This window comes from Actinocorallia sp. A-T 12471, assembly GCF_033875155.1.
Lineage (GTDB): Bacteria > Actinomycetota > Actinomycetes > Streptosporangiales > Streptosporangiaceae > Actinocorallia.
The window spans coordinates 215,131-228,134 of the sequence record NZ_JAWZTE010000007.1 but is presented as its reverse complement, the minus strand read 5'-3'; the positions used below and the strand labels follow the sequence as shown (position 1 = coordinate 228,134).

General features: G+C 72.7%; 13 protein-coding genes. 9 read left to right on the top strand and 4 right to left on the bottom strand.

The window, feature by feature from the left end:
• Nucleotides 1-278 precede the first annotated feature (278 nt).
• Both R9X44_RS21275 and R9X44_RS21270 read left to right on the top strand, forming a co-directional pair.
• Nucleotides 279-668: a hypothetical protein gene (locus tag R9X44_RS21275; RefSeq protein ID WP_319815983.1), complete on the top strand. Its 390-nt coding sequence runs from the start codon at nucleotides 279-281 to the stop codon at nucleotides 666-668.
• 30 nt (nucleotides 669-698) lie between these two features.
• Entirely contained in the window at nucleotides 699-848 is a 150-nt protein-coding gene (locus R9X44_RS21270) for a hypothetical protein (protein WP_319815982.1), read from the top strand.
• Between the two features lie 529 nt (nucleotides 849-1,377).
• Here the strand turns inward: R9X44_RS21270 and R9X44_RS21265 are convergent.
• The 3 genes from R9X44_RS21265 to R9X44_RS21255 all read right to left on the bottom strand — a co-directional run bounded on the left by R9X44_RS21265 (nucleotide 1,378) and on the right by R9X44_RS21255 (nucleotide 3,734).
• Nucleotides 1,378-2,058, bottom strand: a complete 681-nt coding sequence (locus R9X44_RS21265; RefSeq protein ID WP_319815981.1) for a hypothetical protein — start codon at nucleotides 2,056-2,058, stop codon at nucleotides 1,378-1,380.
• Nucleotides 2,055-2,645: an RNA polymerase sigma factor gene (locus tag R9X44_RS21260; RefSeq protein WP_319815980.1), complete on the bottom strand. Its 591-nt coding sequence runs from the start codon at nucleotides 2,643-2,645 to the stop codon at nucleotides 2,055-2,057. The genes R9X44_RS21265 and R9X44_RS21260 overlap by 4 nt, the downstream gene beginning before the upstream one ends.
• An 84-nt stretch (nucleotides 2,646-2,729) precedes the next feature.
• Nucleotides 2,730-3,734: an adenosine deaminase gene (locus R9X44_RS21255; RefSeq protein WP_319815979.1), complete on the bottom strand. Its 1,005-nt coding sequence runs from the start codon at nucleotides 3,732-3,734 to the stop codon at nucleotides 2,730-2,732.
• A gap of 163 nt (nucleotides 3,735-3,897) precedes the next feature.
• Here R9X44_RS21255 and R9X44_RS21250 point away from each other — a divergent pair, with 163 nt between their 5' ends.
• Nucleotides 3,898-5,457 carry an FAD-dependent oxidoreductase gene (locus R9X44_RS21250; protein WP_319815978.1) on the top strand — a complete coding sequence of 520 codons (1,560 nt, stop codon included), beginning with the start codon at nucleotides 3,898-3,900 and terminating at the stop codon, nucleotides 5,455-5,457.
• A 69-nt stretch (nucleotides 5,458-5,526) separates the two neighbouring features.
• Here the strand turns inward: R9X44_RS21250 and R9X44_RS21245 are convergent, their stop codons facing one another.
• The gene (locus R9X44_RS21245) at nucleotides 5,527-6,444 is read right to left on the bottom strand and encodes a LysR family transcriptional regulator (protein ID WP_319815977.1); all 918 of its coding nucleotides are present in this window, start codon (nucleotides 6,442-6,444) and stop codon (nucleotides 5,527-5,529) included.
• Between the two features lie 253 nt (nucleotides 6,445-6,697).
• On the opposite strand from R9X44_RS21245, the gene R9X44_RS21240 reads away from it, so the two are divergent.
• The 6 genes from R9X44_RS21240 to R9X44_RS21215 are packed head-to-tail and all read left to right on the top strand — an operon-like array spanning nucleotide 6,698 to nucleotide 13,003.
• Nucleotides 6,698-7,186, top strand: a complete 489-nt coding sequence (locus R9X44_RS21240) for a flavin reductase family protein (RefSeq protein WP_319815976.1) — start codon at nucleotides 6,698-6,700, stop codon at nucleotides 7,184-7,186.
• Nucleotides 7,183-8,379, top strand: coding sequence for an SfnB family sulfur acquisition oxidoreductase (locus R9X44_RS21235; RefSeq protein WP_319815975.1), 1,197 nt, complete (start codon nucleotides 7,183-7,185; stop codon nucleotides 8,377-8,379). Before R9X44_RS21240 ends, R9X44_RS21235 begins: the two co-directional genes overlap by 4 nt.
• A 39-nt stretch (nucleotides 8,380-8,418) precedes the next feature.
• Nucleotides 8,419-9,588: an LLM class flavin-dependent oxidoreductase gene (locus tag R9X44_RS21230; RefSeq protein WP_319815974.1), complete on the top strand. Its 1,170-nt coding sequence runs from the start codon at nucleotides 8,419-8,421 to the stop codon at nucleotides 9,586-9,588.
• A gap of 21 nt (nucleotides 9,589-9,609) precedes the next feature.
• The gene (locus R9X44_RS21225; protein ID WP_319815973.1) at nucleotides 9,610-11,244 is read left to right on the top strand and encodes an ABC transporter substrate-binding protein; all 1,635 of its coding nucleotides are present in this window, start codon (nucleotides 9,610-9,612) and stop codon (nucleotides 11,242-11,244) included.
• A complete protein-coding gene (locus tag R9X44_RS21220) occupies nucleotides 11,244-12,194 on the top strand; it encodes an ABC transporter permease (protein ID WP_319815972.1) in 951 nt (316 codons plus the stop codon). The genes R9X44_RS21225 and R9X44_RS21220 overlap by 1 nt, the downstream gene beginning before the upstream one ends.
• Nucleotides 12,188-13,003 carry an ABC transporter permease gene (locus R9X44_RS21215; protein ID WP_319815971.1) on the top strand — a complete coding sequence of 272 codons (816 nt, stop codon included), beginning with the start codon at nucleotides 12,188-12,190 and terminating at the stop codon, nucleotides 13,001-13,003. The genes R9X44_RS21220 and R9X44_RS21215 overlap by 7 nt, the downstream gene beginning before the upstream one ends.
• The last annotated feature ends 1 nt before the right edge of the window (nucleotide 13,004 follow it).

Genomic DNA, 13,004 nt, shown 5'->3' with positions numbered 1-13,004 from the left:
GGCCGGTCGGCAGCGCTGCCGGACGACAAGGTGTCCGCGCTTTCGTGTGCGGCGGACGACAAGGTGTCCGCGCCGTCGTGCGCGGCGGGTGCGTGGTGACGCGTCCAGTCGCCTGACGCGTTCCCTCGGCCGTCGTCGCCGCGCGGCCGGTCGGCGTTGTCGCGCGCGTCGTCGTACGAGACGGGACGCGGCCCGTCCTCGTCGCGCGGCCCATACGGGGACAAACCCCCAGGAAGAACGACATACTCATCCGGCTGATCCCGCGACTCATCCCGCCCGTGATCCCGCCCCTTGCCCTTGTCGCGTCCGTGACCCCGATCCTTGTCGCGGCCCTTGTCCCGTCCCTTCCCGCGAGGCCCATCACGCCCCTCGTCGCGCCCATGACCGCGCGGCCCGTCCCGCCCCTCATCCCGCCCGCCCACAAGCGGCCGGTCCCCGTCCCAACCGCCCCCGCGCGGCCGGTCCCGCCCCTCATCCCGCCCGCCCCCGCGCGGCCGATCTCGCCCCTCGTCGCGCCCGCCCCCACGGGGCCGGTCCCGATCCTTGTCCCGCCCGTGCCCGCGTGGCCCGTCCTGGTCCTTGTCCCGCCCGTGCCCGCGTGGCCCGTCCTGGTCCTTGTCCCGCCCGTGTGCGCGAGGTCCACCGCGGTCTTGGTCGCGGCCGTGTGAGCGCGGCCGGTCGCCTTCCTTGTCCCGGCCGTGCCCGCGCGGTCGGTCGCGATCCTTGTTCCGGCTGTGCGCGCGCGGCCCGTGCTCGTCCTTGTCGTGCCCGTGTGCGCGCGGTCGATCGTGGTCCTTGTCCCGGCCGTGGGCGCGCGGTCCGCCGCGCTCTTCGTCGCGGCCGTGTGAGCGTGGCCGGTCGCGATCGTCGTCGCGGCCGTGCGAGCGCGGCCCGTCCCGGTCGTCGTCGCGGCCGCTCCCGCGCGGCCGGTCGCGGTCTTTGTCGCGACCGGGTGCGCGTGGTCCGCTGCGGTCGTCGTCGTGGGCGCTGTTGCGGGGGCGGTCGTGGTTCTTGTTGTGGGTGTGTGTGCGCGGGCGGTCGCCTTCCTTGTCGCGGTTGTGGTGGGTGGGGGACTTGTCGCTTTGGGGTTTGTGGGTTTTGTCGTGTTCGCCTTTTCGGGAGGGTGAGGGGTCCGCGATGGCCGCGTGTCCGCCTACGCCCGCGAGGACGACCCCTGCCGAGACCGCGACGGCTCCGACCGCCCGCCAGGTCCGGCTTCCCTTGCCAAGCACCATCCGTTTCTCCCCACTCCGACGCTCTCAGACGGAATCCGCACGGCCACCCGCTGTGACCCCTTTGAGCGGTTCCTACCGCGATCGAGGTAAAGCCCAAGATCCAGATTGGACATCTCGCCGTCCAAGATCCATCGCGCACGGTTCAGGAGGAGGGGCCGAACTCGATGTAGCCGCCGGTGGACCCGGCCGGGTGGTCGGACGGCACCGGACGCGGCGCGCAGGGGATGACGCGCCCCGTCGTCAGGTAAGTCCCGGTCGACGTCGCCGATCCGACCCGCTGGCCGCGCGGGTTGAAGATCCCCGACGTCGTCAGCGTCCAGACGAGCACCTGGCCCGGCCTGAAGTGCGCGGGGTTGATCGTTATCTGCCATCCGCCGTCCTCGCCCGGCAGGTTGCGCGGCACGGTGTACAGCCCGTCGGGCATCTCGTAGACGTTCGCCGGAAGGTCGACCAGCTCGGCGTGCGGTTGCGCGCACACGGTCCGCTCGGGGAGCGAGAACACGAAGCCTGGCACGCCGAGCCGCGCGAGCTCGTCGGAGAGCGCCGCGGCGTCGCGCGTGTCGAGGACGCGTTCGGTGACCTTCACCGTCACCAGCCCGGACGGCTCGCGCGTCACCGCGTACGCGGGCGGCGCGCCCTCCGGCAGCACCACGACCGCCGCGCCGAGCGCACAAGCCGCGACGGCCACCGCCCACACCGGCCGACGCCGCGTGAACCGGCGGCGGGCGGAACCCTCCGCCGCCCGCGCCTCGACCACCGCCCGCAGCTCGGCGAGCCGCCGCTCCTGGTAGCCCGCCAGCGGGGCCTTTCCGACGTCGCTCATGACCCGGCTCCCTTCACCACGACCACCCCGTCACGCGACGGCGCCGACGCCGCCTTCAACACCTTCCTGGCCCGATGCAGCCTGACCCGCGCCGTCCCGTCCCGGACGCCGAGCGCCGCGGCCGCCTCCGCGAGCGACAACCCGTCGAGGTCAACGAGCTCGACAACCCCGCGCAGCTTCGGCGGCAGCGTCGCGAGCACCGCGTGCAGCGCCCGCGACGCCCGTTCCGCGTCGATCTGCTCCTCAAGGCGGGAGATGTCGTCGTCGTCCAGCGTGCGGCGGCTGCCCTCCCGGCGCGTCTTGTCGAGGTCGCCCGCCCTGCGCCGCCACTCGGCGGCGACGAGGTTCCGCGCGATGCCCAGCAGCCAGGCGCGCGGCGCGCCACGGCCGGGACGGTAGCGGTCGGCCGCCTCGATCGCGGCGAGGAAGACCTCGGTGGTCAGGTCGTCGACCGTGTGCGGGTCGGCGACGCGCCGCGCCACGAACCCCGTCACCTCGGCGACGTGACGCCGGTAGAACGCCTCGAGCGCGTCGGGGTCCCGCCCGATCGCGGCGACGCCGTCCGGCTCGGGCCGCTCATCACCCATCCAACGCCTCCCACTGTGTGCCGTTTGTACTTCTTGGCGGGAGACGGGCGTGACGTTACATCGGGCGGCGGCGCGGGTGCGGCGTCACGCCTGGGCGGCTTCCCAGGCGTCGACCTCGGCGAGGAGGACGCGTTCGCGGGCCGGTTCGAGGAAGGACGCGGTGAAGGACGTCCGGGCGAGCGTCGCGGCGGCGTCGGGGGAGAGGCCGAACTGGTCGGCGACCGCCTTGAAGTTGTCGCCGATGTACCCGCCGAAATATGCGGGATCGTCCGAGTTGATGGTGACCGCGACACCGCGCTCGATCAGCTCGGGGAGCGGATGGGCGGCGAGGTCGGCGACGGCCTTGAGCCTGACGTTCGACAGCGGGCACACCGTCAGCGGGACGGCCTCGGCGGCGAGTCGGTCCACGAGCGCAGCGTCCTCCACCGCGCGGATGCCGTGGTCGATCCGCTCGACCCCGAGCAGGTCGAGCGCCTGCCAGACGTACTCCGGCGGGGCCTCCTCGCCCGCGTGCGCGACGGCCCGCAGCCCGGCCTCCCTGGCCCGCCGGAACACCTCGGCGAACCGCTCGGGCGGGTTGCCGACCTCGGCGGAGTCCAGGCCGACGCCGAGCAGGTCGGCGCGGCGCGGCAGCGCGGCGGTCAGGACGGCGTCGGCCTCCGCGGCGGGCATGTCGCGCAGGAAGCACAGGATGAGGCCGCCGCTGATCCCGTGGTCGCGCTCGGCCTCGGCGAGGGCCGCGGTGAGCCCGTCGATGACGGCTTCGAGGGGGACGCCGCGCCCGAGGTGCGCCTGCGGGTCGAAGAAGATCTCCGCGTGCCGGACGCCCTGGGCCGCGGCGCGGTCAAGGTAGGCGCGGGCGAGGTCGGCGAAGTCGTCCTCGGTGCGCAGGCACGCCATCGCCGCGTAGTAGACGTCGAGGAACGAGCTGAGGTTCTGGAACCGGTAGGCGGCCCGCAGCTCCTCGACCGACCCGAACGGCATGGCGATCTTGTTCCTGCGGGCCAGGGCGAAGGCCAGCTCGGGTTCGAGGGTGCCCTCGATGTGCAGGTGGAGCTCGGCTTTGGGCAGCCCGAACAAATCGGTCATCTCACTAATAGTAGTGAGGGAAAGGTATGAAAGCGCATTCCGGTGATCAACGGGGACGGGTGCGGCGGAGTGAACCCTCCGAAAACACGCGGGTCGGTCGGCGGGCGGCAGGGAAGGGGTAGGGGAAGCCGACCGGGGGCCTGGCGTGAAAGGACGGGGTGACATGGGCGGGGCGGGGGACGCGAAGCTTTCGTACTGGGTGGCGAGCGAGAAGCCGTGGACGGGCGGCGCGACGCCGCCGCCGAAGGAGGCCGACGTCGTCGTCCTCGGGGCGGGCATCGCGGGGCTGACCACCGCCTACCTGCTCGCCAGGGCCGGGCGTACGGTCGCCGTCCTTGAGGCCGCGCGGGTGGCCGAAGGGGTCAGTGGCCACACCACCGCCAAGGTGACCGCGCAGCACAACGTCATCTACGCCGACCTCATCCGGCGTTTCGGCAAGGACAAGGCCGAGCTTTACGCGCGCGCGCAGCAGGGCGCGGTGGAATGGATCGCGGGACGGGTCGCCGAATGGGACGTGGACTGCGACTTCAGACGGCGTGACTCCTACGTCTACGCCGAGACCGGCGACACCGCCGAGAAGCTGCGCGCGGAGGCCGAGGCGGCCGCGTCGCTGGGACTGCCCGCCGAGTACGTCACCGAGACGGGGTTGCCGTTCGCCGTCACCGGCGCGGTCAGGTTCGCCGGGCAGGGCCAGTTCCATCCGCGCCGCTGGCTGCACGCGCTGTCCGACAGGCTGGTCGCGGCGGGCGGCACGATCCACGAGGGCGTCCGCGCCACCGGCCTGTCCGGCGGGACCGTGCACACCACCGCGGGCGACGTCGAGGCGCGCGACGTCGTCGTCACCACCCACTATCCGGTGTTCGACCGGGGCGTCTACTTCGCGCGGCTCGAACCGCGCCGCACGCTCCTCATGGCGACGCCGGTCGCGGCGTCCGCCGAGCCGCCCGGCATGTACATTTCGGCCGACAGCGGGCACACGGTCCGGGCGACCCCGCACGGCGACGGGTCGATGCTGATCGTCGGCGGCGAGGGCTACCCGCCCGGTGAGGAAGGACCCGTCCAGGACAGGTTCGCCAGGCTCGCCAAGTGGGGGAACATGACCTTCGGCGTCTCCGGCTTCCCCTACCAGTGGGCGTCCCAGGACAACACCTCGCTCGACCGGCTGCCCTACATCGGCCGCTACCACCCGTTCGCCGACCGGCTGTGGGTCGCGGCGGGCTTCGGCTTCTGGGGCATGACGAACGGCACATTCGCCGGACATCTGCTCACCGACCTCATCACCGGCGTCGAAAGCGAGTATTCCGGGCTTTTCGACCCCAGCCGTGCGACGATCCGGCAGTCGGCCGCGCACCTCGTCGGCCTCGGACTGCACACCGCGAAGCACTACGCCGTCGACTACCCGTCGGCGTTCCGCCCCGACGGCCACCCCGACGCCCTCAGCCCGGGGGAGGGCCGCGTCACCCACTTCGGCCGCCATCCCGTCGCCGTCTCCCGCGACCTCGACGGCCACCCCCACACCGTCTCGGCGGTCTGCACCCATCTCGGCTGCCTCGTCGCCTTCAACGACGCGGAACGCACCTGGGACTGCCCCTGCCACGGCTCACGCTTCGCCCTCGACGGCTCGGTCCTGCACGGCCCGGCGACCCACCCCCTCACCCCGGTCGACCTGGACGGCGACCCCGTCAAGGAGGACGCCGTCGGGGAGGCCGTGCGGGAGCCCTGACGCCCTCACGCAGCCGGACGCCGAGCACCCCGCCACAAGCGCCGCGGAAAGCAGGAGGACCGGCAGCGCTTACCGGAGGTCGGCGGTGCCCGCGGGGAGTTTGTGGGCGTGGTGGACGAGCTGCCGGTGCAGGTCGCGGACCGCGCCCGGCATGCGGGGGGAGGGGCGGCCCTGGAGGAGGAGCTGGACCTCGGTCTGGGGGAGGGCGAGGGGACGGGTGGTGATCGCGCCGTAGCGTTCCAGGGGGTCGCCGCGGACGCTGTAGTCGGGCAGGAGCGTGACGCCCATGCCTTCGGCGACCATGAGCTTGCCCATCTCCGCGCCGTCGGTGGAGTAGGAGAACGGGACGCGGCCGTCGAAGAGCCGGTGGACGTAGCGGTGCATGAGGTAGCCCGCCCGCATGACGATCAGGGGCTCGGTGAGCAGGTCGTCGGTGGTGAGGGCGTCGAGCGCGGCAAGGGGGCTGTCGGCGCGGACGCAGGCGACGACCTGGCCGCGCAGCAGCAGGGTGCTGTCGAGGTCGTGCGGCGGGTCGTCCCCCGCGAGGACGTTGACGAGCCCGAGGTCGAGGCCGCCTTCCAGGAGTGAGCGGTGGATGTCGACCTGCTGGGCGGGCAGCACCTCGACCTTGGTCTCGGGGTGGGTCCGCCGGAACTCGCTGACGGCGGGGGCGAGCAGCGAGACGGTCGCGGCGTTGACCGTCCCGAGCCGGACCATCCGGTTGCTCAGGTGCTGCTGGCGGGCCGCCCGGTTGAGCCGGTCCACCGCCTCGAGGACGCCGGTGATGTAGGGGAGGAGTTCACGGCCGTCGCCGCTGATCCGCGCGCCGGACCTCTTGCGGTCCAGGAGCGTCACCGACAGCTCGCGTTCGAGGTTGCGGATCGTCTCGCTGAGCGCGGGCTGGGACACGTGCAGTTCCTGTGCGGCCCGGCGCAGCGAGCCGAGGCGGGTGACCGCCGCGAGGTATTCGAGCTGTTCGATCCGCATGCCGCTCCTGTCGGTACAAGGGATTCCCTACCGCCCACTTGGCAACGCCTATTTGACCCTGCGTGAGAGCCGGGACAATATTAACCATGTCCACCTGAGAAGTATGAAATAGGTCGGCGCAGGTCGTGGGCCGGTCGACCGAAACGGATCGGGAGATCGTCACCCTCGGTGACCACGGGCCGTGGCGTGCGGCGGGTCCCGAGCCGTCACCGCATGCCAAGCCCTGCTTCCCACCCGCAAAGAAAGGCCACCCATGAGCGCATCCACCGCCGCCTCGGCGCGGCATCTGCGCGACGTCCTCGGCGCGTTCCCCAGCGGCGTCACGGCGCTCGCCGCACGGATCGACGGGAATCCGGTGGGCATCGCCGCGAGTTCGTTCACCTCGGTCTCGCTCGACCCGCCGCTGGTGTCGGTGTGCGTCGGCGCCGACTCGCGGACCTGGCCGGTGCTGTCCCGGGCCCCGCGCCTTGGCGTCAGCGTGCTCGGCGCGGACCACGGCGACGCCTGCCGCAGGCTTTCGGCCAAGGAGGGCGACCGCTTCGCCGGGCTGTCCTGGCGCGAGACCGGCCAGGGCGCGGTCCTCCTCGACGACGCCGCCGCCTGGTTCGACTGCTCGATCGAGCGCCGCGTCCCGGCGGGCGACCACGAGATCGTCGTCCTGGAGATCCACGACTACGCGGGCGACGCCGCCGTCGAGCCCCTGGTGTTCCACGGTGGAACGTTCCGAAGGCTCGCCGCGTGAGCGCCGCGCTGATCCGCACCGGCGCGCAGGCCGTGGACGTCGCCCGTGACCTCGCCGCCCGCCTCGCCGAAGAAGCCTCCGCCCGCGACCTCGACCGCCGCCTCCCGCACCGCGAACTCGACGCCATCTCCGACGCCGGAATCTTCGGCCTGACCGTCCCGTCCCACCTCGGCGGCCCTGACGTCACCGTCCCCGTGCTCACCGAGGTCTTCCGGCTCCTCGCCGAGGCCGACCCGAGCATCGCCCAGATCCCGCACAGCCACTTCGTCTTCCTCGAGGCGCTGCGCCTGCGCGGCACCGAGGCACAGCAGGCGAGGTTCTTCGCCGAGGCCCTCGCCGGACGCCGGTTCGCCAACGCCCAGTCCGAGCGCGCGGGCCGCACCATCACCGACGACGCCACCACGCTCACCCCCGACGGCCGCGGCGGCTACGTCCTCGACGGCGAGAAGTTCTACGCCACCGGCTCCCTGTTCGCCCACTGGCTCGTCGTCCGCGCCGTCCTCCCGCACGCTCCCGGCGAGCCGCCGCGCAAGGCGGTCGCCTACATCCCCGCCGACGCCCACGGCGTCACGATCGAGGACGACTGGGACGCGCTCGGCCAGCGCACCACCGGCAGCGGCACGGTCCGGCTCACCGGCGTCGAGGTCGACGCGCAGGCCGTCGTCCCCTACACCGAGATCTTCGCCGTGCCGACCGCCTACGGCTCCTTCGCCCAGGTCCTGCACGCCGCGCTCGACGCCGGGATCGCCCGCGCGGCCCTCAACGAGGCGGTCAAGCACGTGGCCCGCGCCCGGCCCTGGTTCGAGAGCGGCGCGGACCGGGCCGCCGACGATCCGCTGCTCGTCCAGCAGGCGGGCGAGCTGGAGATCACCGTGCGCGCGGCCGAGGCGCTGCTGCGCGAGGCGGCCGTCGCCGTCGACGCCGCACGCTCGGCCCCGGACGAGGCGAACACCGCCCACGCGTCGATCGCCACCGCCGTCGCCAAGGTCGCCACGGCCAGGGCCGCCGTTGACGCGTCATCCGCGCTGTTCGAGCTCGCCGGGACGCGCGGCGCGCTCGCCGGGCTCAACCTGTCCCGCTTCTGGCGCGACGCCCGCACCCACACGCTGCACGACCCGGCCCGCTGGAAGGTCCAGCACATCGGCCGCCACCTCCTCGACGGCACCGCCCCGCCGCGCCACGGCCTGCTCTGACCCCCGTCCGCACCCCGCCCCCCGACCCGAAGGAAAGACATGAGTCTCGCGTTCCACTGGTTCCTGCCCACCTACGGCGACTCCCGGCTGATCGTCGGCGGCGGGCACGGCTCGTTCGCCGGGCAGGCGGCGGGCGACCGCCGCGCCACCATCGGCTACCTGTCCTCGATCGTCCGCGCCGCCGAGGAGTTCGGGTTCGTCGGCGCGCTCACCCCGACCGGCGCGTGGTGCGAGGACGCGTGGCTGACGACGGCGATGCTCGCCCGCGAGTCGGACAAGCTCGGGTTCCTCGTGGCGTTCCGGCCAGGACTCGTCAGCCCGACGCTCGCCGCCCAGATGGCCGCGACGTTCTCCGCGCACGCCCCCGGCCGCATCCTGCTGAACGTCGTCGTCGGCGGTGAGGCGCACGAGCAGCGCGCCTACGGCGACCACCTCGGCAAGGAGGACCGCTACGCCCGCGCCGACGAGTTCCTGTCGGTCGTCCGACGGCTCTGGACGGGCGAGACCGTCAGCCACGACGGCGTCCACCTGAAGATCGACAAGGCCGCGCTGCCGACGCTGCCCGACCCCGTCCCGCCGCTGTACTTCGGCGGCTCCTCCGCCGCGGCGGGCCCGGTCGCCGCCGACCACGCCGACGTCTACCTGACGTGGGGCGAGCCGCCCGCCGCCGTCGCCGAGAAGATCGCCTGGATCCGCAAGCTCGCCGACGAGCGCGGTCGCGAGATCCGCTTCGGCATCCGCCTGCACGTCATCACCCGCGACACCGCTGAGGAGGCGTGGGCCCGCGCGGGCGCGCTGCTCGGCGCGCTCGGCGAGGACGTCGTGGAGGCCGCCCAGGCCAGCCTCGCCCGCAGCGAGTCCACCGGCCAGGCCCGCATGCGCGCCCTGCACGAGGAGCACCGCAGGACCGGCGACTGGCGCGACGCGCGCGCCCTGGAGATCTCCCCCAACCTCTGGGCGGGCGTCGGCCTCGTCCGGGGCGGCGCGGGCACCGCGCTCGTCGGCTCGCACACCGAGGTCGCCGACCGCATCGCCGAATACGCCGCCCTCGGCATCGACGAGTTCGTCCTGTCCGGCTACCCCCACCTCGAAGAGCTCTACTGGTTCGGCGAAGGCGTCCTCCCCATCCTCAACACCCGCGGCCTCATCACCGGCAATGCCGCGACGTCCCCGTCCGCCACCAACGTCCCGTTCCTCCCCTCCCGCTGAAATCCCGGAAAGACCCAGAAAATGCGCAGAACCCTTCCCTCGCTGTCCGTCGCCCTCCTCAGCACGGTGCTGCTCGCCGCGTGCGGTGGAGGCGGCGGCGGCGAGGACGCCGCGAGCCAGACGCCCAAGCAGGGCGGCACCCTGGTTTACGCCACCGGCGACGACGAGCCGACCTGCCTTGACCCGCAGAGCCGCGGCAACGTCCCCCAGGCCCTGCTCGGCAGCCAGTACCTGGAGAGCCTCTTCTACCAGGACGAGAAGGGCGAGATCCTGCCGTGGCTCGCCACCGCATGGAAGGTCGCCGACGACGGCCTGAGCTGGACCGTCGACCTCCGCGAGGACGTGCGCTTCTCCGACGGCACCCCGTTCGACGCCGCCGCCGTCAAGGTGAACATCGAACGCGTCCTTGACCCGGCCACCCAGTCGACCACGGGCCGGCTCGCGCTGTCGAAGGTCGCCAAGGTCGAGGCGACGGGCGAGTTCACCGTCCGGATCGATCTCAGGCAGCCCGACGGCGCGCTCCTTGAGTCCCTGTCGCAGGTCTGGCTGCCGATGGAGTCGCCGACCGCGCTGAAGCGGAGCCTCGAGGAGAACTGCGCGGCCCCGGTCGGCACCGGCCCGTTCAAGATCGAGTCGTGGACGAAGCAGGACAACGTCACGCTCGTCCGCAACGAGTCGTACTCGACGCCGCCGCCCGGCGCCTCGCACAGCGGCCCGGCCTACCTCGACAAGATCGTCTGGCGGTTCGTGCAGGACGGTACCTCGCGGTTCGCCGCCCTGCAGAGCGGCCAGGTGAACGTGGTCGACGTCCTGGAGCCGCAGAACGCGGTCGCCGCCGCGAACGTCCCGACGCTGAAGACGCTGATCCAGGCGCGGCCCGGCGAGCCCGTCGAGATCAAGCTGAACATCGGCCGCGCCCCGTTCGACGACGCCAAGGTGCGCGAGGCGTTCTTCTCCTCCATCGACGTCGCGGGCGCGCTGTCCAGCGTCTACCTCGGGACCGTGGAGCAGGCCAAGTCCCCGCTCAGCTCCGCGACCCGCTACCGGGCCGACACCGTCAAGCACGCCTACGACCCCGACGCCGCCGCCAAACTGCTGGACGAGGCGGGCTGGACCGCCAAGGACGCCAACGGGTTCCGCACCAAGGACGGCAAGACCCTGACCGTCACGCTGCCCTACGCCAACGCGATCCCGCTGGAGCCTGGCTTCTACGAGCAGGTGCAGGCGACCGCGAAGAAGGTCGGCTTCGACGTCAAGCTCGAGCCGTTGGAGACCGCGAAGTGGTGGGTGAAGAACTACAACTGGGACTACGACGCGATCCCGATCTACTACACCAAGAACTCCGCCGACGTCCTGCGCATCACCTCGACCGCCGCGGCCAACGCCGAGGACACGCCGGGCGGTTACCACGCCAACAACGTGCGGCTGAAGAGCGCGGAACTCGACGCGATCCTGGAGAAGGCCGGCGAGAGCTCCGACGACGCCGAACGCGCCGACCTCTACCGCCAGGCGCAGCAGTTCCTGTCCGACGGCCACTACGTGCTGCCGATCTACGACCAGCAGACCCGGCTCGGCTACCAGTCCAAGGTCCGCGGCCTGCGCCTGCTGCCGTCGCTGAGCATGCCGTACTTCTACGACACCTGGATCGACGACTGATGGGACGCGTCCTAGCCCGCGTGCTCGGCGTGGTGTTCGTGCTCTGGGCCGTGGTGACGCTCACCTGGTTCGGCGCGTACGCCATTCCGGGCGAGCCCGCCGAGGCGGTCCTCGGCGGGTCGGGCTCGAAGGCCACCGCGGAACAGCTCGCCCAGATCAGGGCCGAGTACGGGTTCGACAGGCCGCTGCTCACCCAGTACGCCGACATGCTCGGCGGCCTCCTGCACGGCGACCTCGGCGCGTCCTACGCGCTGAAGACGCCGGTGACGGAGATCATCGGGCAGACCCTCGCCGGCACGCTCGTGCTCGCCGCGCTGTCGCTCGCGGTCGCATGGGCGGTCGCGGTGCTCGTCGCGCTCGGCTCGACCCGCGACAGCAGGCTCGGCACCGCGCTCGGCTCGCTGCTCGAGGTGACCGCCGTCGCCGTCCCGCACTTCTGGCTCGGCAGCGTCCTCATCCTCGTGTTCAGCGTGGGGCTCGGCTGGCTGCCGCCGATCAGCGCGCCCGGCGCGGCGGGGCTCGTCCTGCCGGTGCTCAGCCTCGCGCTGCCGCTCGCCGGGTTCCTCGGCCAGGTGATGCGCGAGTCGTTCCTCGCCGCGCTCGACGCGCCGTTCACCCTCTCGGCGCGGGCGCGCGGCGAGACCGAGACCCGGGTCCGGCTGGTGCACGCGCTGCGGCACGCGGCGCTGCCCGCGATCAGCCTGTCGGGCTGGGCGTTCGGCTCGCTCGTCAGCGGCGCGGTGGTCGTGGAGACGCTGTTCTCCCGGCCCGGGCTCGGCAGGACCCTGCTCAGCGGGGTCCTGGACGGCGACATCCCCGTCATCGTCGGGGTGGTCCTGGTCATCGCGGTCGTCTACATCCTCGTGACGTTCGCGACCGAGGCCGCCGACCGGATCGCCGACCCCAGGCTGAAGGCCGCCTCGCGTCCCTCGGAGGCGGCGGCATGGTGACGCGACTCAGGGCGATCGGCCCGGCCGAGGCGATCGGCGCGGTGCTCGTGGTGCTGCTGCTCGTGGCGATGGTCGCGCCCGGCGTCCTCGCCCCCTACGACCCGTACGAGATCACGCCGTCGGACGCGTTCCAGGGCCCGTCGTGGACCCACTGGTTCGGCACCGACGAGTCAGGCCGCGACGCGTTCAGCAGGGTCATCCACGGCACCAGGTCGTCGCTGCTGATCGGGCTGCTGGCGATGGCCGTCGGGCTCGGCCTCGCGGTCTTGCTCGGCACCCTCGCCGGGCTCGGCAACCGCGCCCTCGACTTCGCGGTGGGCCGGGTGCTCGAGGTGCTGTTCGCGGTGCCCGGGCTGCTGCTCGCGCTGCTGTTCGTCGCGGTGCTCGGCGGCGGCGTGGTCCCGTCGGGCATCGCCGTCGGGCTGGCGACCGCGCCCGGATACGCGCGGCTCATCCGCACCCAGGTCATCAGCGCGCGCACCTCCGGATACGCCGAGGCCGCGACGGTGCTCGGCCGCAGCCGGTGGACGTCGCTGCGCCGCCACATCCTGCCGAACATGGCGTCACGGCTGTTCGTCCTCGCCACCCTCGGCGTCGGGCAGGCCGTGGTGTGGGCGTGCTCGCTCAGCTTCCTCGGGCTCGGCGTCACCCCGCCGAACACCGAGTGGGGCGCGATGCTCGCGGCGGGCCGCGGCTACATCGCGAACGCCTGGTGGCTGACGGTCTTCCCCGGCGTGTTCATCGTGGTCACCGCCGCGACGCTGACGCTGCTCGGCCGCTCCTTCCAGAACCGCGCACGGGAGACCTGAC